Annotated in this window: 17 protein-coding genes; 11 read left to right on the top strand and 6 right to left on the bottom strand. The window is 58.4% G+C overall.

All coding sequences use genetic code 11. From position 1 onward, the window contains the following. Window positions 1-64: 64 nt before the first annotated feature. The 5 genes from Cth01_RS16130 (at window position 65) to Cth01_RS16110 (ending at window position 6,627) form a co-directional block, all read left to right on the top strand. Entirely contained in the window at window positions 65-907 is an 843-nt protein-coding gene (locus Cth01_RS16130) for an HDOD domain-containing protein (RefSeq protein WP_034395627.1), read from the top strand. A 208-nt stretch (window positions 908-1,115) separates the two neighbouring features. Then, entirely contained in the window at window positions 1,116-1,877 is a 762-nt protein-coding gene (locus tag Cth01_RS16125) for a response regulator (RefSeq protein ID WP_034381204.1), read from the top strand. 273 nt (window positions 1,878-2,150) lie between these two features. Beyond that, window positions 2,151-2,747 (top strand): sensor histidine kinase, encoded by a 597-nt coding sequence (locus Cth01_RS16120; RefSeq protein ID WP_233425195.1) that lies wholly within the window; start codon window positions 2,151-2,153, stop codon window positions 2,745-2,747. A 133-nt stretch (window positions 2,748-2,880) separates the two neighbouring features. Then, entirely contained in the window at window positions 2,881-3,900 is a 1,020-nt protein-coding gene (locus Cth01_RS16115) for a patatin-like phospholipase family protein (RefSeq protein WP_045839735.1), read from the top strand. A gap of 300 nt (window positions 3,901-4,200) precedes the next feature. Further along, window positions 4,201-6,627, top strand: coding sequence for an AI-2E family transporter (locus Cth01_RS16110; RefSeq protein WP_045839734.1), 2,427 nt, complete (start codon window positions 4,201-4,203; stop codon window positions 6,625-6,627). A 17-nt stretch (window positions 6,628-6,644) separates the two neighbouring features. Here the strand turns inward: Cth01_RS16110 and gbd are convergent, their stop codons facing one another. Together gbd and Cth01_RS24455 are read right to left on the bottom strand one after the other, a co-directional pair. Then, window positions 6,645-7,781 (bottom strand): 4-hydroxybutyrate dehydrogenase, encoded by a 1,137-nt coding sequence (gene gbd / locus Cth01_RS16105; protein ID WP_012837752.1) that lies wholly within the window; start codon window positions 7,779-7,781, stop codon window positions 6,645-6,647. A 936-nt stretch (window positions 7,782-8,717) separates the two neighbouring features. After that, window positions 8,718-9,572, bottom strand: a complete 855-nt coding sequence (locus Cth01_RS24455) for a helix-turn-helix domain-containing protein (protein WP_267884615.1) — start codon at window positions 9,570-9,572, stop codon at window positions 8,718-8,720. A gap of 214 nt (window positions 9,573-9,786) precedes the next feature. Between Cth01_RS24455 and Cth01_RS16095 the strand changes: the two genes are divergently transcribed. Then, entirely contained in the window at window positions 9,787-10,611 is an 825-nt protein-coding gene (locus tag Cth01_RS16095) for an MBL fold metallo-hydrolase (RefSeq protein WP_072248292.1), read from the top strand. Between the two features lie 149 nt (window positions 10,612-10,760). On the opposite strand, the gene Cth01_RS16090 is transcribed toward Cth01_RS16095, so the two are convergent. Together Cth01_RS16090 and Cth01_RS16085 are read right to left on the bottom strand one after the other, a co-directional pair. Further along, window positions 10,761-12,896, bottom strand: a complete 2,136-nt coding sequence (locus Cth01_RS16090; RefSeq protein ID WP_233425193.1) for a sensor histidine kinase — start codon at window positions 12,894-12,896, stop codon at window positions 10,761-10,763. Window positions 12,897-13,060: 164 nt separating this feature from the next. Continuing rightward, window positions 13,061-13,891 carry a response regulator transcription factor gene (locus tag Cth01_RS16085; RefSeq protein WP_072248293.1) on the bottom strand — a complete coding sequence of 277 codons (831 nt, stop codon included), beginning with the start codon at window positions 13,889-13,891 and terminating at the stop codon, window positions 13,061-13,063. 363 nt (window positions 13,892-14,254) lie between these two features. Here Cth01_RS16085 and Cth01_RS16080 point away from each other — a divergent pair, with 363 nt between their 5' ends. From Cth01_RS16080 to bamE, 5 genes are all read left to right on the top strand, one after another. After that, window positions 14,255-18,091: an Ig-like domain-containing protein gene (locus Cth01_RS16080; protein ID WP_045839733.1), complete on the top strand. Its 3,837-nt coding sequence runs from the start codon at window positions 14,255-14,257 to the stop codon at window positions 18,089-18,091. Between the two features lie 220 nt (window positions 18,092-18,311). Then, window positions 18,312-19,712, top strand: a complete 1,401-nt coding sequence (locus Cth01_RS16075) for a TolC family outer membrane protein (RefSeq protein ID WP_045839732.1) — start codon at window positions 18,312-18,314, stop codon at window positions 19,710-19,712. Beyond that, window positions 19,709-21,964: a type I secretion system permease/ATPase gene (locus Cth01_RS16070; RefSeq protein WP_045839731.1), complete on the top strand. Its 2,256-nt coding sequence runs from the start codon at window positions 19,709-19,711 to the stop codon at window positions 21,962-21,964. Before Cth01_RS16075 ends, Cth01_RS16070 begins: the two co-directional genes overlap by 4 nt. A gap of 77 nt (window positions 21,965-22,041) precedes the next feature. Then, window positions 22,042-23,250, top strand: a complete 1,209-nt coding sequence (locus Cth01_RS16065; protein ID WP_045839730.1) for a beta-barrel domain-containing protein — start codon at window positions 22,042-22,044, stop codon at window positions 23,248-23,250. A 44-nt stretch (window positions 23,251-23,294) separates the two neighbouring features. Next, on the top strand, window positions 23,295-23,735 hold the full coding sequence (gene bamE, locus Cth01_RS16060) for an outer membrane protein assembly factor BamE domain-containing protein (protein WP_233425189.1): 441 nt from the start codon (window positions 23,295-23,297) through the stop codon (window positions 23,733-23,735). 505 nt (window positions 23,736-24,240) lie between these two features. Here the strand turns inward: bamE and Cth01_RS16055 are convergent. Both Cth01_RS16055 and Cth01_RS16050 read right to left on the bottom strand, forming a co-directional pair. Beyond that, the gene (locus tag Cth01_RS16055; protein WP_045839729.1) at window positions 24,241-24,585 is read right to left on the bottom strand and encodes a DUF4148 domain-containing protein; all 345 of its coding nucleotides are present in this window, start codon (window positions 24,583-24,585) and stop codon (window positions 24,241-24,243) included. A gap of 277 nt (window positions 24,586-24,862) precedes the next feature. After that, the gene (locus Cth01_RS16050; protein WP_045839728.1) at window positions 24,863-25,957 is read right to left on the bottom strand and encodes a porin; all 1,095 of its coding nucleotides are present in this window, start codon (window positions 25,955-25,957) and stop codon (window positions 24,863-24,865) included. Window positions 25,958-26,014 lie beyond the last annotated feature (57 nt).

The following is a 26,014-nucleotide window of genomic DNA, read 5'->3' as shown; positions in this document are numbered from 1 at the left end:
TTCCTATGGGCCCACTCGTGTTCATTTCGTGGTGGCGACAGCCTTGCCACTGCCTTTGATCCAGATGAGCCGCGTCAAACCATTGAGCCTGTCAACGTTGCTGGAGCAGCATGTATTGCTGCCAAGCCAGCCGCGCGTCGTTGCGCTGCTGTCGAGTGAACTGCGCAAGCCGGAGCCCGGCATGCGCAGCCTGGTGCAATTGTTTTCCAGCGATCCGGTTCTGACCGCTCGTCTGCTGGCTGCGGCCAATGGGCCAGCGCATCTGCTGGGGCAGCGCGTGCACAACATTCCCGAAGCACTGGTGCTGCTGGCGCCGGTTCAGCTGCGGCAATTGGTGCAGAAGGCGGCTCCAGTCAGCGCATCTCATGTTTCGGCAGGCTGGAGTCTGGCGAATTTCTGGCGCTACAGCCTGGACACGGCACGCATGGCACGCGCGCTTGCAATGTCGGTTCAGGCCAACGCCTCGCAGGCCTATGCGTTGGGACTGCTGCATGGCCTGGGAGAGTTGTTGCTGCAGGCTGCCGACCCTGACACTTTCTTCCGACTTTCCGAGTTGCTGGAGCCCATGCATCCCAAGCGCCCCCAGGTGGAAATGCAGCTGATGGGCTATTGCTCGGGCCAGATTACGGCCCATCTGGCGCGACAGTGGAATTTTCCGGAGCAGATCAGCGATGCCTTTCAGTTCATGCATGCGCCGATGGAGCAGCCTGTATTCGAGCCTTTGACGGGGGTGCTGCATCTGGCCATCTGGCGGGCATCGACCCGCGCGCTTAACTGGGGTGAGCGCCAGCTGGCTGTGACTTTCCCTGCTGAAACTGGACTGGCGCTGAGCATGGACATCGACATGGTGCTGCGTCAGGCATCCATCGACTGGCACGCGGCAGGCTCTCTGGATGTTCAGTTTTAGGGCTCCTGGGCGCCTGGGATGAGGAGTCGGCGGTTTTGAGTAGGTGTCGTCAGAAAACCGTGATTACTCAAATTGCATTTTTTCTTACGCTGAGTTGCAGTTTTAATTGCTAAAAACTATCTAATGACGCGCTGGGGAGTTTTTATCTATATGGTGTCTTGAGCACCATCCTGAGTCCCCGGCAGGCAACTCTGGCCAGGAGAGAGAAATGACCCCGAACGGTGCAAACAACTCTGGTGATGCCTTGATGCTCCGACCCATGGCTGTGGAGCTCGGTAGTCCTTCCATGTGGCCCGATCATATGGTGGGGCAGCCCGACAAGCCCGTCAGAGTGCTGTTGGTGGACGATGATGCGCATCTGCGCATGGTGATCGCACAGGAAATCATGAATGATCGGCGCACCATGGTGGTTGCTCAGGCGGACAACCTCAAGGATGCAAGAAAAGCCATTCGTCAACATGAGTTTGATGTCATGTTGCTGGACCTGAAGCTGGGGGCTGACGATGGTCTTGAGTTGATCGAGGTGATGAAAAGCCACCGCCCGCAGGCCGAGGTCATTGTGGTTTCGGTGGTGGAGACGGAGGAGCAGGTGTTGCACGCTTTCGAGCTGGGAGCAACCGGCTATCTGGTCAAGAACTCCTGGTTTGGCAACTATCCTCAAGCGGTGCTGCAGGTCGTCAATGGCGGTGCATCCATCACTCCCAGTCTCGCCAGGCGGCTGTTGCAGCGGTATGACAAGCGGCCGGCCAGCGGGGCCGTGCCAGGGTCCGATATGTCCGACAGGCTCTCAAGTCGCGAATGCGAGGTCTTGCGCATGGTTGCCAGTGGCAATACCAGTGCAGAGATCGGCGTGCAGTTGGAGATCAGCACCATGACGGTCAACACGCACATCAAGAACATCTATCGAAAGCTCCAGGTGCGCACCCGAGCACAAGCCGTGCGTTTCGCCTACCTGCGTGGCTGGTTCTAGGCGCCAGTATCTGCGAACGCATTCACCATGTCCTACGTCTGGCAGCTGCTTCTCTGGAGTGTTCAGCTGCTGCTGTGGCTGCCCTGGCTTTTGCAGCCTGGAGCGGTGTTCAATTCAGCTCCCTGGTGGACTGCTGCGCTAGGCGCGGCGGGCAGCATGGCGGCTGTCGTCTGGCTGTTGCCTCTGGCATATCGCAGCGTGCTGTGGCGCAGACGTAAAAGCGCACGTCCATCGAGAGAGGTACAGCTGGAGCGCAGGCGCATAGCGGAGGCATTGCATGACGATGTCGGCAGCCAACTGGTGCAACTGATCAGCCTGACAGGGCTCGGCACGGACCCGGCGATTCGCAGCAACGCAGAACAATGCCTGCTCGATCTAAGGCTGATTGTTGATTCCATGGATAGCCGAAACGAACCCTTGGGTGTCCTTCTTGCACGTTTCAGGCACAGGCTGCAACCTGTGCTGGATCATCGAGGCATGAATCTGCACTGGGATGTTTGGGACCCGGAGATGTCTGGCGATGCCGGCAGTCTGCCATGCGGCGCCATGGCCGAGGAAATCATGGCAGTGGTGAAGGAGGCCGTGAGCAATGTGCTGCAGCACACTGACGCGCCTGAACTCTGGATCACGCTGGCTGCCGACGAACAGTGGAAAAGTGCTTCAAATGTTTCAGATGCCTCCTTTGTGCATGCTCGCCTGAGCATTGAGGATGCGGGGCCCGTCAGACCGGCTGATGGCAGGCAAATCCCGGGCTTAACATCTGCTGGCATGGGGTGGGTCAATATGCGCCGCAGAGCGCTTGTCATGGGGGCGAAACTGAGCATCTCCGCTCGACCCGGTGGCGGTACCTCGGTCACGCTCAACTGGTGAAGTCGCCGAGCTGATCGCGAGCAACGGGGCTTGCAAGCACAATGCCCACATGACGTCATCCACAAGAGCATTGCGAATCTATGCCGGTCTCAAGGCGCGGCAATCTATAGAGCGGCGGGGCTTGCAGCCGGATATGGTCAGAGTCATACCGGCGGCTGCAGGCGGTCCCAAGGGCTTGATTCTCGGACCTCTGGATCGCTTCATCTTTGGACAGTGGTTGCAGGCCAGCGCGCAGCCGGTGGATCTGATTGGTGCCTCCATCGGTGCCTGGCGCATGGCGACAGCTTGCCTGGACGCACCAGTGGAAGCCTTTGAGCGACTGGAGCGTGACTATATTGCACAGCGCTTCGATCCCCCCGAAGGGCAGAGGCGCACGCCGTCGTCGCTGGTCAGTGAGCGGTTTGCGCAGTCGCTGCAGGATTTTTACGGGGGGCGTGTGAGTGAGGTTCTGGCGAATCCGCGTTATAGGCTGCATGTGATCGCCGCCCGCGGGCGTGGTCTGCTGTCACGTGCATCGCCCTGGCGCACTCCATTGGGCTATGCGGCCGCGTTTGCAGGCAATGCATTGCATCGGTCGGCATTGGGCTGCTTGCTGGAGCGGGTGATCTTTTCCTCTTCTGCAAGCGATGCCGTGCATGCTCTTCCCTTTGGTGTTGCGGACATTCGGTCTGCGCAGACCCGGCTGACGGAGAGTAATTTCATGGATGCCTTGCGAGCCAGTTGCTCCATCCCTTTCGTGCTGGATGCCGTGCAAGACATTTCAGATGCTCCCAAGGGAGCCTACTGGGATGGCGGCATTACCGACTATCACATGCATCTGGATTATCTGGCCTCTCGTAACGGCGATGGGGTGGTGCTATATCCTCATTTTCAGAAGGCGGTGATTCCAGGATGGTTGGACAAGGGGCTGAAATGGCGTCATGGACCGAGTTCGTATCTGGACTCGATGATTGTGCTGGCCCCTGATCCCGCCTGGGTGGCTTGCCTGCCGAACGCCAAGTTGCCGGATCGGCACGATTTTCTGAGCTATGGCACAGACCATGATGCGCGCGCCAAGGCCTGGAATGCCGCGGCGGCGGCCAGTCTGCAACTGGCCGATGAGTTTGCTCAGTGGCTGCATGCACCTGATCCGGGTCGAGTCGAGGCTCTATAGCGCTTTTTTGCAATTTACGACAAAGCCTGACAGCAGAGGGGGGCAGAGCCAGTTGGAATTCTGGATGAGCGCACTTTGTCTCAGAAAATCATAGACAACAGTCCATCAAGGATGCCAATGTCAGAGAACCGAAACGAGAATTCCCCGTCCGATGAGTCGTCTGCAATCCCCGAGGTCAACTTTGGTGCGGTTGCGCCAACCAAGCCGTATGCGGGGGCACCGGTCGAAATCGAGACTTTCTCGCGAGAGGCGGGTTCGGCCGGAGAGGGCCGGCAGCCAGCTCCCGGTTTGTGGGAGGGCATGGACAGACGAGCCAGGGCCAACGTGGCTCCGGGGCTTGTGCATCTGGCGGAAATGCTGCCGGCCCTGCGTTTGCTCATCGGGCTGATGATTGCTTCCATCGTGATTCTTGCCCTCTATTTCGGGCGGGACATGCTGATTCCTCTGGCCCTGGCAATGCTGTTCGGCTTCTTGCTCGACCCTGCTGTCAGCAAGCTCAAGCGCTGGGGTCTGCCGCGAATGGCTTCGGCCATTGTGGTCGTGGCTTTTTCTCTGGCAGCACTCGGCGGCTTGGGCATGTATCTGGGCAGTCAGGTGCAGCAACTCAGTGCCGATCTGCCGACCTATCAATCGACGATTCGCGACAAATTGCGCAGCCTGCGCAAGAGCGCAAACATGCCCAGCGCCTGGGATGGCGTTTTCAAGACCTACAACACCGTTGAGAAAGAGATTGCCAGCGTGGACAACGCCAGGGCGCGTGTGCAGAAAGTGGAGGTTCAGCCTCCCGAGTCCAAGCCCACTACACGGATGCTTCAGTGGCTGGGGCGTATTGCCGAGCCGGTGACGACCGCAGGCATCGTGTTGCTGTTTGTCATATTGATTCTGCTTGACAGGGACGAGCTGAGGGATCGGTTGCTTAGGCTGGTGGGGGGCAACCTCAATGTGGCCACCGATGCGCTGGATGAGGCCTCGCAGCGCATTGGCAAATATCTGCGCATGCAGTTCATCGTCAACGTCAGCTATGGCGTGCCACTCGCCATGGGATTGTTGCTCATCGGTGTGCCAGGGGCGATTCTCTGGGGGGTGCTGGGCGCCATCATGCGATTTGTGCCTTATGTGGGTCCGATGATGTCTGCGGTATTTCCGCTGGCACTGGCCTTTGCGGTCGATCCCAGCTGGGATATGTTTTTGATGACTCTGGGCCTGATTCTGCTGCTGGAGTTGATCAGCAACAATGTGATCGAGCCGTGGCTATATGGCTCAAGTACAGGTTTGTCGACCTTGTCAATCATTGTTGCCGCAACCTTCTGGACAGCGCTTTGGGGGCCGATCGGCCTGATTCTTTCCACACCTTTGACGGTGTGCCTGCTGGTGCTGGGGCGCTACATTCCCTCGCTCAAATTCATGGAGGTATTGCTGGGCAGCGAGCCTGTTCTCGGGCCGCAGCAACGGCTGTACCAGCGTCTGCTGGCCGATGACGCTGATGATGCCATCAGCATGGCTGTACAGTCCGTGGAGGAGCGCCTGCTCTCGAAGTCCGGCCAGGATGACAGAGCCAGTGCCGTCAGCGGGTTTTATGATGAGGTTGCCATTCCTGCTCTGCGTATTGCAACCCAGCAGCATCTGGAGTCGGCAACGGCCGAACATCGCTTGCGGCTGTCCAATGGCATGGCAGCCTTGCTTGATGAGTTGCAGGACCAATATGCATTCAGAAGCAGTGGCGAGCATGCCCAGGCGGCTCCCGGTGAAGGTGATCAGCGTCGATGCCTGCGCATTCATTGCGCGGGTGTGCGCTGGGAGGTGGATGCCCTGGGCGCAGCCATGGTGGCCCATGCAGAGAGTTTGCATGGTCATGAGGTTAGCTGCTCCGGATGGGCACTTGCCCCGGACTCGAAGTCCTTGCAGTTTGACGCCAATGGCTTGTTGGCGGATCGCGAGTGGGTTCAGGCCGTAAAGCAATCGGATCTATTGGTGCTGTCGATTTTCAATCACCAGCCACAAAGCATGGCGAGACGCATTGTGCGGCGCATTCGCCGCCATTGGCCGGGTGCACGAGTGGTGCTGTGCCTGTGGAATGCTCCAGCCGTGGCAGCTGACCCCGAGTTTGCCCGACAGACAGGAGCGCAGGCCTGCGTTACCAGTCTGCGTGAGTTGCATCTGTGGGTAGAGGCCATGCAGGTTGGAGATCCCGGCGAGTGTGTGATTGCTGCTCCGATTCCCGATGACGATGAGCAGCGCGTCAGAATGCTGCATGAAAGCGGAGTGCTGGCATCAGCATTGACAGCGCTATATCGCGATACGGCCAAGAAGGCCGTCAACGCTTTCAACACCAAGTGGGCTCAAGTTTCCTGGGTGGATGCTGAACGTGTCTTTGCGCCGGGCAGTCTGCTTCCGCTGTCAGCGCAAGAGGGCGCTCAACAAGGCGTCCCTCGTGATGGCTCGGTGTGCTCGTATGTCGTGTATGAAGAAGAGGCCATTGTGGTCGGAGACTTGGCGCGAGACCCCCGATTTGCAAGTGACTCGGTGGTGCATAGCCTTAAGCTGCGCTTTTACGCGGGTGTGCCTCTGGTGGACAAAAAAGGCAATGTGCTGGGCTGCCTTTCCATACTTGATGACGAGCCTCGAAACATGTCCGACGATGAGCTCGAGGTGCTCAGCAGCATGGCGAGGCAATTGATGGACGATGTGCGCGAAGCGCTCAAGCCGGGCCCTGTCGTTGAGGCTTGAGCACTGTGTGCAGTCTGTCAGAGCGAGGTGCTGAGCATCTGCTCATAGTCCTGCGCGGATGCCAGCCGTGGATTGGTGGCGTGGCAGTGGTCCTTGAGTGCACCGCTGATGATTGCATCAAACTGCGCGCGCTCCACGCCCATGGCAGCCAGACCCGATGGCAGGTTCAGGCGGGCATTCATATCTCGAATAGCGTCGGGGATATCGCTTCCGCTGCTGAGACCCATGGCATGTGCCATGCGGTTGAGGCGGTCCTCGCGCTGAACGCTTTCGGCTTCGGCATTGAAGCGCACGACTGCGGGCAGGAACATGGCGTTGAGCGTGCCGTGGTGCAGGCGCGGGTTGATGCCGCCCAGGCTGTGACTGAGGCTATGCACGCAGCCCAGCCCTTTCTGAAAAGCCATGGCCCCTTGCATGCTTGCGCTCATCAATTGGCGGCGGGCTTCCGCGTCGTTGCCATTGAGCATGGCCCGCTCGATATGCGCCCAGCCCCGGGTCAGCCCGTCCAGGCCAATGCCGTCGGCCGGTGGATTGAAGGCCGAGGCCATAAAGGTTTCCATGCAATGGGCTATGGCATCCATGCCGGTTGCTGCCGTCAGCATGGGGGGGAGGCCGAAGGTGAGCTCGGGGTCGCAGATGGCAGCCTTGGGCACCAGATGCCAGCTGTGAAAACCCAGTTTGCGATGGTCGTCCACGATGATGATGGCTCCACGCGCTACCTCGCTGCCTGTACCGCTGGTGGTGGGTACGGCAATCAGCGGAGCAACTCGCTCGGTAATACGAGGCGAGCCGCCTTCAATCGTCGCGTAGTACGAGAGCGGGCCTTCATGCGTAGCTGCAATTGCCACGCCTTTGGCGCAGTCAATGGCACTGCCTCCGCCCACAGCGATCAATCCATCGCAGTTCTGGGATCTGTAGATTTCAGCCGCAGCGCGCACCGCCGCTTCGGTGGGGTTGGAAGGAGTCTGGTCAAATACTGCATGGGGCAGGCCGCCCAGTGCATTTATGGCTTTTTGCAAGATTCCTGCCGCCTTGACGCCGGGGTCGGTCACGATCAGCGGCTTGCTGATACCGACACGCTCGCATTCCTGGCGCAGCATTTGAACGGCGCCAAAGTCAAACTGGATCTGAGTCACGTAATTGATGAAGGCCATGTTCTGTTTGCTCAGTAAAAAGGGAGTCTTGGCAATCTAGAAGCCTAGAAGCCGAATGCGGCCACGCAAAGACAGCAAACCCTAGGGAGGTGGAAAAATCGTCTCCCAGGGGACAGGGGGTGTTCTGGGCAGAGTCGATCACGCCACCCCTTTAGATGCCAACCTGAAGCACTGATGTTTCATACCTTCATGGCAAGACAATCCGTTAACAAAGAACTGTGGCGATGGCTGCCGCCCTAATTCCAGCCTTTGCACCTTTGCCAAAGGTTGTGCACGTAAGCTCTCTGTGAGAGATAAAGCAGTTCTCAATGGCATCCAGTGTGTGGCCGGGGGCGAGCTCGACTGAAAACGACACATCGTAGGAGATGCCAGAGGCATCATTGCTGGTGATCCTTGTTAGTGGTGCAAATAGGCCTACTTCATGACGTTCGAAACGTATCTGGAAGCAATGCAGCCGTTGCAGATCTGTCGGGGCGGTCACGCAAACAAATGGTAAGGCTTCACATCGAAAAAGGTTACGACAACAGACGCTGCCGTGTTTGCTTGAGGTAGTTCGGTATCGCCTGCAGGTTTGCCAGGCGAGGAGTCGAGAGCTGCAATTCGGCAAGCTGGCCTTGAAGGGCAGCTGGATACCCGGAGTGTTGCGGAAACCGGCTGCCGCAATCATCTGTGCATGCTTCGTGGATGGGGAGTGTGAGCGGCAGAGGTTCTGGTCCAGATCCGATTGCTGCATGCGCCGGGATGCAGCTGCAATTGGCACGCATGCGCAAGCACATGCGTGCTGGATTTATCCAGAGGTTTCCTAAGCGATCCACATGCGTGACACAAACGCAAGCAGGCGCTGAGTCGAAATTCAGGTTGCGCGCAAGTGCTAGAACGCAGTCGGTCACAGCCAGTGGGCTGGTCGGTCGTGGCCAGTTCAATCGGAGTGGACATTCAGGCGTGGGCCGTACGATACGCTACAGGCGTCATGCCGGTAGCTTGTCTGAATGCCCGGATGAGGCTCGCTTCGCTGGCGAAGCCAAGGTCATCGACAATGCGTTTGAGCGGCTGTTGGGTTTCACATAGTGCTTCGGCCACTTGGCGCAGTTTGATGCGTCGCATCCACTGAGCTGCTGCCAGGCCCGTATGTTCATGTACTCGCCGAGCCAATGTTCGTGAAGAGATATGCAATTGGGCAGCAAGCGTCGGCAAGCGCAACTCGCCTGCGGGGCTTCGTTGCACAATCACCTGTGCATGTCGTAGAGACTCATCAGTCAGAGTAATGAGTTCCAGATTGGCAAATGCGGCATGCAATACCGCCGGGCGTGGCAGCATTAGTAGATTTTGTAGATCGCGAAGCTCAGTGGGATCTAGCCTCTTGGTCAACATGTGCTGCACAAGCGGCAGATATCCGTGAGCGCCGGCAGCAGTCAACAAGCCTTCGCTGATGATCATTGGGTCATCAAAGCTCCATTCAACGTGTGGAAAGCTGGTTTGCAATGACTCCCGCAGCCACCACGTTGCTGTAGCACGTTGCCCATGCAACCTCCCGCTCGCAGCAACTGGCAGAACTCCTGCGCAATAGCTCCACACCTGAGTTTCCTTGGGCAATTCCCGCAATGCTCGGATCACCGGAGCCAGTTTCTGCAATGGGGCTCGCAGGTCACTTGCAGACGATAGCCACAGGCCTGGTACCACCACTGCGTCTGCGCGTACCTCATGTAAGCAGGTCTTCGGAGCTATCGACGGTCCTTGCCAGGTTGTGACTGGCGTTGTATCTACTCCTGCCCAGATCACATCGCACACCATACGCCTGGCACGCAGGTTAGCGGCTCGCACCATATCTGCTACAGAAAATAGGCCGGCCGGCATGCATTCGGGATACAGCAGCAATGCAAGGCGGAATGGCTTCATTTGAGACGTGAAATCTGGCATGAATTGGTAATTAATTGACTAGTCTTGCCATTTTCCATGCAGAGGCATATCGGAAGAATGAGGCATTTCCTCCACCTCCGAGTTTTTCATGCAGATCACCCAGCTACGTAATGCCACTATCGTTCTAGAGTTTGAGGTCCAAGGCAGAGCCATTGGTCTGCTTGTCGATCCAATGCTCGCCCCTCGCGGAAGTCTGCCTGGGTTGCGTTATCTGGGACGTGGGCGGCAGCGCAATCCAATCGTCGAACTTCCTGCGAATTCAGAGGCCGTGCTTGAACGAGTTACGCATGCGCTGATTACCCATTGCCAGCGCGGACACTTCGATCACCTGGATCGCATCGGTAAGCGCTTTCTACGTGAGAGAAGGGTCCCTGTGTTCTGCATGCCACGTGACGCGGAGTACCTTTGCCAGAGGGGCCTCAATGCAGAGTCGTTGAGCGGTCATGAGCGTCAGTTGTGGAGTCTCGGTGGTCACATTACTCCAATCCTCTGTGTACATGGGAAGGGGTGGGTCGGGCGATTCATGGAGCATGGTCACGGCTACCTGCTGGAATTGCCTGGCGAACCTAGTGTCTATGTGGCCGGCGACACTTTGCTTACTCCAGCAGTAAGTGACTGCCTGCATAGGCTGAGACCCGATATCGCCATCCTGCCTGCAGGCGGAGCACGCTTCGATCTGGGAGGGGAAATCCTTATGGATGCCAAGGATGTAATAGACGCTGCAAGTTGCTGGCCTGGCGAGATGGTGGTGAATCATCTTGAAGCGCTGGACCATTGCCCAGTCACGCGAGAGGAAGTGCGAGCTCTCGCTCAAGATGAGGGCATCGCTGCTCGAGTATGGGTGCCTGAAGATGGGCAGTGTCGTCGCTACAAGTCAGTCTTGCCGCCATTGGCTAGCAAGGGCACCTTCTGAGATAAGGTGTCACACGCGTGTGACGCGAGAAGCTCCATGTATGGCTGCTTGAAACTGTGCAGGAAAGACCGTCTCTAGGGGCATAGAAAGACTATGGGGGTACCAGCTTCCTGGAAGACAAGCAGCTTTTATGAAGAATCGCTGTTCACTCACCGCAATGGAGCAGTGCGTGCAATATTGCCGATTTGTTCAAAATCCAATTCATCCAGTGCATGCCTGACCGCACTGACCAAGCCTTGGTAGTCTGTGCCGTTGTCCATGGCATCAATCCAGGCGTGCAAATCGCTCCAGTTCCCCCGCCTTGCAAGCTGCTCCAATTCGTACTTCTGCTCCTCCTGAAGAGCCTCCAGCTTCTGCATGGTCTTGTGCTCACTGTGTTTATCAGATGTGGGTGGAGGCATCAACGCTTGGAAGAGAGGACTATCCGATACCTGTTTGACCATCAGAAAAAAAACTGCATTGGTACCACGCCCTAGATGGCTATCAATAGATAGATGGCCGGTCATCTTCTCAATGATGCGTTGCGCGATCAGTAGCCCCAGTCCTCTCTTTGCATGAGTGCGACTAGCCGTCAGCGATTTTTGAATTCTGGCGAGAACTTCCGGCTCCATGCCGGAGCCACTGTCGCTAACCTCAAAGCGAAGATGCCATTTGTCTCGGCCAACGTACTTACCTTGCAGCTTCAGGTCAATGCTTCCGTCGAATGTAAATTTCGCGGCGTTGGACAAGAGATTGAGTACAGCCTGTTGCAGGCGCTTGCCGTCCAAGTAGATCTGCACGGGCAGCATGCTCTGTATTTGCAGTGAGAACTTATTGCGTTGACGATGGGCCAGCGCATGGGCATACTTGGTGAGTTCATCCAGCAGAGAGCTTAGATCTACCAACTGCTCATTCAATGCCAAAGGAGGCTGCAACTCATCTTTGGCATAGTCCACCAATTCGTCGATTAATGCCAATTGATAAGTAGCGCTTCTTTCAACTGCGGCCAATTTATCTATGTCAATTTTGCTCGGGGACCGGTGCATCAGTTGTAGATAAGCAATGATCGCGGAGACTGGCGCTCGCAAATCATGACTGACATAGGCGAGCAGCTCCTTTTGCTCCAACGAACGTTGCTCAGCTTGTTCCAGAGCCTCTTTAAGAGCGCGAGTTTTGTACTTGACCTCATGTTCAAGGCGTTCTTGCTGCTGGCTTTGCCATTGGAGCAATGTGCGCTGCGCCTGGTGACGTTGGTGGGAATGCTGATAGGCCCAGCTGCTGATGACGAACAGACCAACTATCAAGGCGGGTAGTACAAGCGCATATTGCTCGAAGAGCTGAACCAGTGCGATGTTAGGTATCAAGAGAGCGACGGCGCGCAGCAATGCACAGCATGCCAAGACAGATACGAGCAGCAAAGCTGTCAGGCTGCCAGGCCCTCCGCTACGATGATAGATGTATGTGCAAGCCAGAATTGCCAGCAGACTCAGTGGTGCAACGATGATGCCAGTTGGGGCAAACCAGTCATAAGGCCCAAATAAAGCACCGATGAGAACAATGCTTTCTAAGAGGGCAACGACCTTGAGCAGGATTACTCCTGCTGAGGGTAGATAGTTCTGGGTTTTTTCTAATCTCGCACGCAGATATAGCAATATGCTCAGCACGATTCCTGCAACCAAAACGTGATGAGCTCGATAGCCCCATTCTGTACTGTTGGGCCAAAGTATTGTTTGTGCATAGCCACGGTAGGTAGCTTCATAGAGTGCGGTCAGCAACAGCCCCAGTGTTTGCCATCCCATCAAGGGAGATCGCAGAATTCTCCAGAGCGCCGCGGAATAGACTACGAACACCAGTATGCTGCCAATCAGAAGTCCGCTGAACAACGCATAGTCACGCTCCACCCTATGCCATTGATCTACTGTATGCAGCGTGACTTTCAACTTACTTGACGCGTGACTATTGACGTGAACAAGTATGCGCACCTTCTCTCCTGGCGCGAGATTTATGGCGATCTGAGGTACTCGATTGAGCGACTCGCTAGGATCGCTGATTCCCGCCAGGGTTCGACTTGCACGAACTTGACCTTCCTGCATGCGTACAACATAAAAAGTCACGTGTTGTAGCCAACTAACCCCCAAAGCCAGTTGCACTGATTGAGGGGTGTTTAGATCGTTGTGCAGTGCCAGCCTGAGCCACAGATGTGTCATATCGAATCGCCCTTCAAGCGCCTTGGCTGTAACGGTATGGAATCCGTCAATCTCATTGCTAGGAAGGGCTGCAACCTGTAGTGGTGCTTCGTTTGCCATACCTCGCTCCCAGACCTCAACAGTGTTGTCCAGGACCGGGAGGCCGAGAGCTACATCGCTGATCTGAATTCGAGGGGGCGTAGACGTTTCAAGTGCGCTCGCATTGATTGCCCACCATAGAAATATGCTGCAGAGCAGACGAACGTAGCTCGATGTGCATTGCCTCATGGTTTTGCACTCATGTATGAGCGCCGAAAAGATGATGGAGTACACCCAAAATAGGAATGAAAGGCGGATGAGAAATTAGCAGCGCTGGAAAATCCTACCGCTGCCGCAACTTCCTCTATATGCATGGCAGAGCTAGCAAGCATGCGTTGAGCTTCGTGAAGGCGAGTCTCCCGGATGAACTTGTAAACCGTGCTGCCTGTGTGCGCCTGGAAGACGCGTGTTAAGCGCTTTTCATTGGTGCCTAATTTGGAGGCTAATTCAGGCAGAGTAGGAACCTTGGACAAATCAGAAAGCACCAACTGCTGGGCCGCTCGCAGCAACGTTAAATTGTGATCGATGCTCAGTGTTTCCGTTACTCGCTCAAGAGCAGGGACTGACGGTTGCGGCTCTGGTGAAGCGCGAACATCTTGATGTTGCATTCCCTGGCGTTTCGCCAAAGCCAAGTGGATTTCCACACGCGCTAAAACTTCATTGATGTCGAACGGCTTTGGAATGTAGTCCACAGCACCTAACTGCAACCCCATTAGACGCTCTTTGGGGGAGGCACAAGAAGTCACAAAGATAACGGGTATACCTACTGTGGATGGATCTGCCTTCAATAGCCTGCAGGCGGCAAATCCATCTACGTTGCCCATATTTACGTCCAATAGGATTAGGTCAAATTGCTGAGTAGTGGCGCGGCGATAGCCTTGCATGGCATCCATGGCGACGGAAAGACGATAGCCATTACTTCGAAGCAGTTCCAGCAGGATTTTCAGTTCAGTCACGTTGTCGTCGATGACGAGAATTCGTTCACTCGAAGGGCCTGCAGGTGACCAGTAAGACACGGCAACAATCCGAAGTTAGATGGTTATTTTGAAAAACTATGGATTGTGAAGATGATTTTTAACGATGTGTTACGTTTTGGAGCTGAAGGTCACGTGGATGCGCCGAATCTGACGTTTGTTTACAAGTTTTTCTGAAATTCAAAAGCAAATTCCTGTTTTTAAACATCGCTGTGATGGGGCGAATGTCTGCCGAGAGCGAAATTGACATTTGTTTTGAATCGTTGTCTGGTAGCCAGATGGAATGTTCGCTTTTCCAAAAGCGTTCCAGATCGCTAACTCCTAGCATTCGCGAGCATTTGGCATTGAGCACCCCAAAGTAGAGGGTTCAGAACTTTGCCAAGGTTAGGAATCAAGGAGAAGTTCATGGAAGCCGTATACAAGTCTGGTGGAAAAGTCGCCTTTACAGAGCAAGGCCTGGTTTTAGATAAGCCTTCTGCAGTCATCCTCAAAGTTGCACCGGAACAGATCACCAAATCGACTCGTGTCGGTAATGATCTGGTGCTGACTTTGGTCGATGGCACGCAAATCTATGTGAACGGATTTTTCGCGGCATATGCAGAGGAAGGGCGTAACGATCTGGTCTTGGAAGATCAGCAGGGCGTGCTTTGGTGGGGTCAATATGGCGGGGCCTGGGAAGGCTTCGAGTTCACTGAGATCGAATCGAATGAGTCGGTTGCTGCGTGGCTGCCTTGGCTTGTGGGGTTGGGTCTGGGGGGGCTGGCTGTGTCGAGTGGCGGGAGCGGTGGAGGTGGCAAGAATGTCAACAATCCTCCAGAGCCCATCGATCCCAATGAAGGGCTGAGCCCTGGTGCCTCGGGTCACGTGCCGGGGCAGGAGTTCAGCAATGGCGGTTACAAAGTCACTGTGCGCGAAGATCAGCCCTTCAATGGCAAGGTTGTGGGCCAGGATTCTGATGGTGATTCGTTGACCTACGGATTGGGCACACCGCCCGCTCATGGCACAGTGACCATCGACAAGAACACCGGCGAGTACACCTACACGCCCAACAAGGACTGGAACGGTCCCGGCACGGACAGCTTCGAAGTGATCGTGGACGACGGCAAGGGCGGCAAGACCGCCACTACAGTGACGGTCAATGTCGGAGCGGAGCAGGATGCGTACGACGACATCGAGGGCACCGGCTTTGGGAAGTCCGTCACCGTCGACGTGTTGGGCAATGACAAGTTCGCAGGCCACAACGTCACGATCACGCAGGTCGATGGCAAGGCCATCACCGAAGGCGGTGCTGCGGTGGCTCTGACCGACGGCAGCGGCAGCGTCAAGCTGGTGGGCGGCCAATTGGAGTTCACGCCCAGCGCAGGCTTTGTGGGCGACGCCAAGTTCACTTACACAGCGCAGACCGATGGCGGCACGCCCGAGACGGCCAATGTCACCGTGACCGTGGCGGCCAATCAGCTGCCTGAGCCTACCGATCCCAATATTGACCCGGGCAACCCGGAGTTCCCCGGTCAGACGTTCACGCCAGGCCCTGGCGGTGGCTACAAGATCACCGTGGGTGAGGACCAGCCTTTCAATGGCAAGGTCACCGGCACGGACAAGGACGGCGACGAGCTGACTTACACCCAGGGCACAGGCCCCAGCCACGGCACGGTGACCATCGACAAGGACACCGGCAAGTACACCTACACCCCCGATCCGGACTACAACGGCCCTGATGCATTCACGGTGATCGTGGACGATGGCAAGGGCGGCAAGACCACCACCACGGTGACGGTCGAGTTCACGCCCGAGCAGGACGTGATCGACGACACAGCCACCACCGGCTACGACAAGCCCGTCAGCATCGACGTGCTGGGTAACGACGACTTTGAAGGCGCCAACCTCACGATCACGCAGGTCGATGGCAAGGCCATCACCGAAGGCGGTGCTGCGGTGGCTCTGACCGACGGCAGCGGCAGCGTCAAGCTGGTGGGCGGCCAATTGGAGTTCACGCCCAGCGCAGGCTTTGTGGGCGACGCCAAGTTCACTTACACAGCGCAGACCGATGGCGGCACGCCCGAGCAGGCGGACGTTACCGTGACCGTGAGCAAGCCACCGGTGTTTGTCGATCCAGGCGACCCGGGCGAGCAGCCGGTGACGGACTACACCTTCAGCTATGACGAGAACAGCCCTGTAGGCACAGTGCTGGGCCAGGTGAAGGCCATCGATACTGACAGCATATCGTTGACCTACAGCATTGACCCGGCCAGCGACCCTAATGGCTGGTATGCGATCGACCCACTGACTGGAAAGATCACGCTGACAGCGGCTGGAGCGGCTTCGGATGCCAACGACTTTGAGAAGGGCGGCAACGTTCAACAACTCAAGGTTGTGGCAACCGATACCGAAGGTGGGAAGACTGAGATCACAGTCACGCTCCAGGAAAAGGATCTGAACGACACCGCCCCTGTGGTGGAGATAGCTCCTGAAGACAAGGTCCTGCACGTTGCGGAAGAAGCACTGCCCGGCGGCATCAAAGATGACCTGAGCAGCACGACCACAGCCACGGGCAAAATTACCTTTACCGATGCGGACAAGACGCCGGACATCAACACCTTTTCGGTGGAGATGGAGGGCCCTGTGGATGGCAGCGTCAAGTCGGGCGGCGTTGATGTGACCTGGCACTGGGATGCCAGCACCAGCACGCTGACCGGCATGGCCGGCGCCAAGGAAGTCATGACCGTCAAGGTCGGTGCCCTGACCGAGGTTGGTGGCAAGTACGAGGCAAGCTATACGGTGACCCTCAAGGGCCCAGTGGATCATGCCATCGGCAATGATGAAAACCTGCTGGAGTTGGGCTTCAAGGCTGTCGTCAAGGATGGTGCGAATATCTCCAACTCGATCGACTTCACCGTGGAAGTCAAGGACGATATGCCGGTGCTCAATAACGATCAGGAATTGCTGATCGATCTGGCTCCGCTTCAGACCAATTTGCTGATTACGCTGGACCTGTCAGGCAGCATGGGCCAGGAGATACCGACCCGGTTGGCGCGAGCCAAGACGGCGATTCAGAATCTGATCGACGGCTATGACCAGTATGGTGATGTCAAGGTGCAGTTGGTGACGTTCAGCACGGACGGGACCGTTCGGAGTCCTGTGTGGATGACGGTGACGGAGGCCAAGAATCTAGTGGCAGGACTGACTGCCAATGGCAACACCAACTATGACGCGGCATTGAACAAGGCTATGGAAGCGTTTGCCACGGGAGGCAAGCTAACAGGGGCCAATGTGCAGAATGTCTCGTATTTCTTCACCGATGGCGAGCCAACTCGGGGCAGTGGCGATAAGGATTCTTTGAATGGGAGCACCAATAGCAACGCAGATGACTTTGGTATCCAGGAGGGTGAAGAGGCGATCTGGATCAAATTCCTGACGGACAACAAGATCAACTCGATCGCCGTGGGCATTGGCAACAGTCTAGATGCTTCGCACAAGGAGGTTGTGAGTCCTATCGCCTATGACGGAACGAAGGGTGTGGACACCGACGCGAAGATCATCAGCGACACCAGCCAGTTGGATGGAGCACTCAAGGATTCCATCACCTTGCCAAAGCAAGAAGGCTCGCTTAAGGGCGATCTTAGCGGCCAGGAGGGCTTTGGCGCAGACGACGGATTTGTCAATGTGCTGGAGGTCGACGGTGTGACCTATACCTATGAGAAGGGCATTATGCTGATCACGGCAGGCAATCCTGCCGCAGATACCTACGTCTACGATGCAAGCCTGCATATCATTGTTGTCAAAACTGCTGCGGGCGGAACCCTGACCGTGGAGTTCGACACCGGCAAGTATGTCTACGAAGGCAAGGCGCTGGCGTCCTACTGGGACAAGTTCGGCTACACCATTCAGGATATGGATGGTGACACCGCATCGACCGTCAAGGATGTAAAGGTGGTCTACGACCATGGGGATCCTGGACCCAAACCTACGCCGTTTGCGTCGCCGATGATGGCTATGAGCCTGGGCCTGGAGCATCTCGACGCTCTGGCGACGGATGCGGACGATCCTGCCGCTCTGCCTGCGCTGCACGATGTGCTGCAGCCCCAGACTGCAGCCGACGAGGCTGGCGGCAATATCGCAGGACTGGGTTCGGCGGACGCGCCTGCTGCACCCGCAGCGCCTGTAGCTGCACCGCAGGATCTGGCCCTGTATATGCCGGCTCCGCTGCCCGAGGAGGAGCTGCTCCAGCCGGTGCACGTTTGATATTTCATCAAACTTGATAGCTGCTAGCGACTGAAGTACGCCGTTTCAAGTATGAGAAATGCTTGAAACGGCGTGCTGTGAGCGCTGCCAGCTATATACGCGATAGCAATCAGAAGAACAAACAGTCTGTGTCGCCGGCCTGGGTGCTGCGATGCAGAACGGTGATCGCGTTGTAGTGCCGTGATACCGGGCTGTGAAACAGCGACAGAGATAGCGATAGATGGATATGTTGATCAAGTCCAAACTCCCTTTGCCTTGCATACGTCATGCCGCCGCAGTGGGCGCACTGGCCTGTGCCATGGGCGGAACCCATGCGGCAGAGCCCGCGGGCCAAGCCACGCCAAGCCAAGCCAGGCCAGGCCAGGCCATGGATATGCGTGCAGCGGTACAGGCGGCTGTGGCATGGCACCCTGCCGTGCGCACGGCGCAGGGGCAGTTGCTGGGAGCGGACGAGGGCGTGGCTTCGGCCCGCGCCGGTTACTACCCGCAGGTCAAGGGCGGGTTGGGGGCGCAGGTGAACAACCGAGATGTCTATCCCTATACCTCGCGGCGTGTCTATGACGCCAGCGTCTCGGTGTCGCAGATGTTGTACGACTTCGGCAAGGTGGACAGCGCCGTGCAGCAGGCCGAGGCCAGCATCGAGGTTGCCCAGGCGCAGGTTTATCTGTCCACCGACGATGTAGCTCGCGAGGCTGCGCAGGCCTGGGTGGAGCTGCGCCGCCAGCAGTCCATGGCGGCGATTGCACAAGATCAGCTTAAGGGAGTGGGTGCGCTGGCCGAACTGGCGCGTGAGCGTCAGGTCAAGGGCGCGAGCACCCGCTCGGACTTTATGCAAGCGCAGTCACGCATGGATGGCGCGCGCGGCCAAGTAATCAATTACGAGGCGCAGGCGCGCCGTTGGCAAGCGCGGCTGATGGCTCTGACCGGGTTGCAGACGCCGCCGACAGTGGGTGAAGCGAATACAGGAAAAGGCGGTGTGCCTGATGCTCTGCCGCAGGCCTGCGCCGCCGCGCAGGTGCAACCCACGGCAGCGGTGCGCCGGGCCCAGGGGCAGCGAGCGCAGGCCCAGGCCGAATTGAAGGCAGCAGATGCGCAACTCATGCCGACGCTGTCGGTGGATGGCTCGGCCTCGCGCGGGTTGAATGCAGCCTCGCGTCCGGCAGGTTATCCGGATGTGGACATGCGCGTGATGTTCAATGTCTCGGCACCGCTGTTCGAAGGTGGGCGCAACCAGGCACGCCAGCGCGCGGCCGGCCATGCGCTGGAGGCCGCCGACGCGGCAGTGGCCAACGCCGAGTTCCAGGCGCGTCAGTCGCTGCGCGACGCGCAGGACCAGAGCCTGGGTCTGTTGGAGCGTCAGCCAGTGGTGGACCAGCGTATCACCAGCATCCGCATCACGCGCGATCTGTACCGTGAGCAATATCTGCAACTGGGCACACGCTCGCTGCTGGATCTGCTCAACGCCGAACAGGAATATCACAGCGCACGTTTCGAGCAGGTGGATAGCTCACATGACCTGCAGCGGCTGGCTGTGGAGTGTTGGTACCAGAGCGGGCGGTTGGCCGATGAGTTCGCGCTGGATACCCGGCTGCGTGACCGGGGCCAGGGAGCGATGCGATGAACCAAGTGGCTGCCGAGCAGGCAAGCGCCAAGCAATTGCCGCCATTGATGCAGGGCTGGCTGGACGCCGTCCTGGCAGTGGCAGCGCATTACCAGATCGATACCTCGCGCGAGCGTCTGCGTGTGGACGCGGCCTGGGCGGCCGATGGTATGTCTAGCGAGGATTTGCGCCACTGCATACGCCAGATGGCCCAGCAGGCAGGCCTTGCCGTGACCGAGGTGGCTCCGGACCTGACGCGGTTGACGGCCTGGCGTCTACCCGTGGCCGTGCAGCTGCGCGGGGGGCAGGTGGCTGTCGTCACGGCTCTGACCGAGGGCGGCTTGCGCCTGCTGCTGAGCGGCGACGAGGGCGGCGAGAGCACGCACACGCAGGCCGAACTGCAGCCCGAGGTGGAGACCATGGCGGTGCTGCGTCCGTTGCAGTCGGCCCCCGATTCGCGTGTGGACAGCTACCTGCGCCCCGTGGAGCGTCACTGGCTGCGCGAGATCGTGTTTGCTGATCTGCGACCCTATGGCCATATTCTGCTGGCCTCGTTCATCACCAATCTGATGGCCTTGGGCGGCATTCTGTTTTCCATGCAGGTCTATGACCGCGTGGTGCCGTCCCAGTCCGAGCCTACGCTGTACGTGTTGTTCGGCGGTGTGCTGCTGTCCATTGCGTTCGCCTGGGCCATGCGCGCCGCGCGCATGCACATTACCGACATGCTGGGCAAGCGGGCAGACCTGCGCATTTCGGACCGCGTCTTCGGTCATGCGCTGCGCGTGAAGAACGGCGCCCGCCCGCGTGCCACAGGAACTTTTGTGGCCCAGATCCGTGAGCTGGAGCCGGTGCGGGAGATGCTGACCTCCACCACGGCAGCGGCCGTGGCCGACCTGCCGTTCTTTCTGTTGTTCTGCTTCATCTTCTGGATGATCGCGGGCTCGCTGGTGTGGGTGCCGCTGGCGGCCTTTGTGCTGCTGCTCGCGCCCAGCCTGCTGGCCCAAAAGCGTCTGCGCAACCTGGCTCAGGCCAGCATGCGCGAATCGGCGCTGCGCAACGCCATGCTGGTGGAGACGGTGCAGGGCATTGAAGACATCAAGCTGCTGCAGGCCGAGCCGCGCTTTCAGAATCAGTGGAATCACTACAACGTCGTGAATGCCGAGTCGGGTCTGAAGCTGCGGGCGTTGTTGCATCATCTGAGCAACTGGATGCAGACGGTGCAGGGCAGTGCTTTCGCCTTTGTGGTGTTCTTTGGCGCTCCCCAGGTGATGCGCGGCGAGATGAGCACAGGCGTGCTGGTTGCCTCTTCCATTCTGGTCAGCCGCATGCTGGCACCCTTGTCCAGTGTGACCGGTGTGCTCAATCGCTGGCAGCAGGCCAAGATGGCCAGCGATGGGTTGGACCAGCTCATGCACCTGCCCGTGGACCACGCCGAGGACGGCAGCCGCGTCCACCGCCCTGTCATCGAAGGGCGCTACGACTTCAGCGAAGCCGTGTTCAGCTACGACGGCAAGACCCCGGCACTGAAGGTCAAGAAACTGCAGATCGCAGCCGGTGAGCGCATCGCCATTCTGGGGCGCAACGGAGCGGGCAAGTCGACGCTGCTGCAGGCGTTGTCGGGCCTGTCCGAGCCTGTGAGCGGGCGCCTGCTGTTGGACGATGTGGCTCTGGCCCACATAGACCCGGCAGATGTGCGCCGCGATGTAGGCCTGCTGACGCAGAATGCCCGCCTGTTCTACGGTTCGTTGCGTGAGAACCTGCTGTTGGGCGCTCCTCATGCCAGCGATGCGGAACTTATGACCGCGCTGCTGGACGCTGGCGCCTGGTCCTTCGTACAGACCCTGCCAACGGGGCTCGATCACATGGTCATGGAAGGGGGCTTGGGCTTGTCGGGGGGGCAGCGCCAGAGCCTGTTGCTGGCGCGCCTGCTGTTGCGCCAGCCACGAGTGCTGCTGCTGGATGAGCCTACGGCAGCGCTGGACGATGTGGCCGAGCGCGACGTGATTGCCCGGTTGCGCAAGCTTGCACCGGGGCGCACTCTGGTCGTGGCCACGCACCGGCCCGCTGTGTTACAGGCGGTGGACAAGATCATTGTGGTGGACAAGGGCCAGGTGGTGTTGCAGGGCGCGCGCGATGAGGTGCTCAAGCGCCTGAATGGCGGTGTCCAACCGGCAGCCCCGCAGCAGAATGTTCGCGTCGTGCAGAGCGGGCGCATGAAGGTCGCGGTGCAGCCGGTGAAAAGGCTGGCCTCTGCAGAGGAGGGACAGGAATGACGGAGACAGCAGTGCCCGGTGATACATCGAAGGCCACATCTACCACATCACCCGCGATGACGGATGAGTCCGCGTCCATGCTTTCTCCTATGCCCGAGCCTGCGCGTCGGCGCGCGGCCATGCCGGCCATAGGCGACTTCGACGAGGTACGCGCAAGCCACTCGGATCGCGTAGTGTGGCTGGTCACGGCCTTTGTGCTGGCCTTTCTGGCCTGGGCCTGGTTCTTCGAGATTGACGAAGTGTCCAACGGCGGTGGCAAGGTGATTCCATCCTCGCGCGAGCAGCGCATCCAGTCTCTGGAGGGCGGTATTCTGGCCGAGTTGCTGGTGCGCGAGGGCGATATCGTGGAGAAAGGCCAGGTGCTGGCCAAGCTGGAACCTACGCGTGGCGAATCCAGTGTGGAGGAGACGGCGGCCCGCTACCGCGCAGCCTTGGCTGCCAGCGTACGTCTGCGCGCCGAGGTTGAAGGGCGCGACAACCTGCAGTTTCCTCAAGAGCTGGATGGACATGCACAGCTCAAGGCTTCGGAGAGTGCGCTGTTCCGTTCTCGCCGCATGGCGTTGAGCGATACGGTGGCCGGTCTGAACCAGGCGCTGGCATTGGTGCGCAAGGAGCTGGGCATCACGCAGTCGCTGCAAGCCAGCGGTGCTGCCAGCAGCGTCGAACTCATCCGCCTGCAGCGTCAGGGAGCGGAGCTGGAGCTGAAGATCGCCGAGGCGCGTTCTGGCTACATGGTGCGCAGCCGCGAAGAACTTGCCAAGGCGGATGCGGAGGCGAAGTCCCTGTCTTCAGTGGTGCGCGGGCGTGCGGATTCACTGGATCGCCTGACACTTCAGTCGCCTGTGCGGGGCGTGGTCAAGAGCCTGCAGGTCACTACCATCGGCGGCGTGGTGCCGCCCAACGGCCTGCTGATGGCCTTGGTACCTCTCGATGATCAATTGCTGGTGGAGGCCCATATCTCGCCGCGCGACATTGCTTTCATTCGCCCCGGACAGGAGGCTCTGGTCAAGGTGACGGCCTACGACTACGCAGTCTATGGCGGCCTCAAGGGCCAGGTGGTGACGATTGCCCCGGATACCCAGCGCGACGAGGTCAAGCCCGAAATCGTCTATTACCCGGTTCTGGTGCGCACCGACTCGGATGTGCTTGTGAACAAGGCCGGCCAGCGCATGCCCATTGTGCCGGGCATGGTGGCAGCCACCGATATCCGCACGGGCCGCAAGACCGTCTGGGACTATTTGACCAAGCCGCTGAACAAGGCGCGCGAGGCCTTGCGTGAGCGCTGAAGCCCAGCAGCGCGTGACTTTCGATTTTGATGAAAGAGGATGCCATGAGCATGTTTGAATCTACCTTCCGCCTTTCCACTCTGGTACTGGCTGCGGCCGCTTGCTTTGCCATGCCGGCCGTGGCTCGTGACAATCCGGAGGATGCTGTCAGCAATCCCGACAAGCTGCAGTATTCCGACGTCAATATGCGCTATGCCGACATGAAGAAGGACTTCGTCCGCGACGGCGTGCTGGCAGAGCAGCTTGAAGGTATTCGCGCCATCCAGACTGGCATGACCCAGGACAAGGTGAAGCAGACGTTGGGCGCGCCTCTGACGCAAACTACAGGCCAGAGAGGCCAAGAGTGGGACTACAACTTCAAGCTCCGTCAAGCGCAATCCGGTAACCTGCTGGTGTGCCAGTACAAAGTGGTGTTCGATGAGGCCGGAGCCGTACGCGAGTCTGTCTGGCGCCGCCGGCAATGCCAGCAACTGATGCAGCGCTGAGGCGCTGTTGGAACGCTTCCAACTTCATCAACATTTGTGTAGTGGTGTCTGGTCGGTGGCCATATATCCAGCTCTATGTGTGAGCGAGTGCGGTCACTCAATAAGCATCAGCGAACCCAGGTATTTCATCTGTACGGCGCGCAGCAGAGCCAAGGCTGATGACTGCGGGATCTATCGTTCTGCGACGTCGGCAGAGGCGCTCAAGCGCGTGATCGCCGGTATCCGGAGCATGTGAACTGCGCTTTGCCAATTGACGGGCACTGTCTGCTGCTTGCCCGCCCCCGTAGGTTGGTCTTCAAGAACGGCCCAGGGGGTGGCGATGATCAATTGCAGGAGGCGGATAAAGGCTTGGATTGGGTGATGCCGGCAATCGAAGCATTGATCATCGCCACTCGGCCGGCAGCATGGGGCAGTTGCTGCCGGTGGCCAGATCAAGCATGCCGGTCATCGCATCGCGCAATGCTGGTCAAGTAAGACCGGGGGCCCAACAAGGCCTCTATAGGCCTCAGCGAGCGATGGACTGCAAACGAGCTTCCCGAGCTGCTGGAGATTCGCGCAGCAATTCGTTGATCACTTCTTCGCGTGTTTTACCGGGACCTGCAGGGGGTGCAAAGTTGGGGAAGTTGCTTTCTCCATACGACAGGCGACCGTTCTTCATCGCATCTGCAGTTTCGGCCTTGACTTGATCACGTGTCTTCTGGCTCACGAAGTGTTCGGGGTGAACAGTCACGCCTTGCTCGTTATTGGCTGGGTGTTCATAGGCTGCCGAAGCCATCCCCGGCATGGCTAGTACAGCTACTGCTGCTGCGCTTGCAAATACGGACGCGATGGAGAGACGACGTTGAGACATGGTGGGAGCTCCTAAGAAAGTCGGTGAAACACAATCTCCCAGGCCTTGATAAAGGTAAGGAGGAGATGTGTGGATCTTAGGAATCCGACCCCAACAGAAGCGGGACAGCGCGGTGACATTGTTGTCAGCTTCTTCTCATGCCGACCTGGACTGCCCTTGGGCAGTTAGATATGTCCGGTCTATGTTGGTGAACGAGCACCGCCTGGGGAATGTCACTTCTTCTGAAAAGCGGGTGCAGGCCACCAGGCTACCCGCACCCGCTGTATTGGCTCCGGCTTTAGAACGTATGGCGCAGGCCCATGCCAAAGCCAGTCTGGTTGACGCCAGGCAGCGGTGTTCCACCAGCTTGAGCGCTGCTTGCTCCAAAGGCCGCATTGCCGCTGTTCTTCATATAGCCCAGCGAGGCATAGGCCGCAGTGCGCTTGGACAGGTTGTAGGTACCGCGCAGTACCAGCAGCTGACCCTTGTCCGCGTTGTCCTTGTACTTGAGCTGGTTGTACTGGGCGTCCACGCTCCATTGCCCAATGGGGTAGGTCACGCCCAAAAACCACAGGTCGTTGCGCGGCGATGCGATATAACCGTCATTCTTGCGGCGCATATAGCCACCACCAATCTTGGCGCCACCAAGCTTCACATAGCCGTTGAGCATGGTGCGCTTGTCGACTTTGTCGCTGCTGGTCAGCCCCGCGAAAGCACCGGGGCCGCCGCGCAGCTCGTCATGCGCCAGCGCCGCTCCCCATGTCGTGGTGTCGTACTTGAGCATGGCCGACCACTCGCGGCAGGTCTTGGAGTCGGTGCTGCTTTCTCCCGCGCAGTTGGTACCGCCGGGACTGGGGCCCGCATTGACGGCATCGCGGCCGAAGCTATAGGTTGCGCCGACTGTCAGGCCCGAGAACGTGCCCTTGTAGGAGATCGCATTGTCGGCACGTGCATTGGGAAAGTAGTTGTCCAGACTGGCCATGCTGTGCAGGCTCGGACCGATCACGTCAGCGTCGAGCACGGACCAGAACAGCATGGTGTATTGACGGCCCAGCCCCAGCGATCCCCAGGGGCCGTTGAGGCTGACGAAGGACTGGCGGCCGAAACCACGACCGCCCTGGTTGAGAGCTCCGCTGTCGGGGCCGATACCCATCTCCAGCGTGAAGGATGCGCTCAATCCGCCTCCCAGATCCTCGCGGCCGCGAAAGCCCAGACGCGATGGAACGCTGCCCGTCAGATTGGGCATGCGTGTGAGGCTGGACTTGGTTGCGCCCACGTTGTTCATGGTTTCGACGGCCGTGTCCATGATGCCGTAAATCTGTACGGACGATTGTGCATGTGCCAATCCTCCCACCCCCAGAAGCGCAATGGCGCTCGCTACCTTCTTCAGCATGAATGTCTCCAATTTTTAATGTCGTTCAGTATTTTTTGCATGCGTGGCTTGATGTGA

Source organism: Comamonas thiooxydans, from assembly GCF_000964545.1.
In the GTDB taxonomy this organism is placed as follows: domain Bacteria; phylum Pseudomonadota; class Gammaproteobacteria; order Burkholderiales; family Burkholderiaceae_C; genus Comamonas; species Comamonas thiooxydans.
This window is presented reverse-complemented; position numbering and strand designations above follow the sequence as displayed.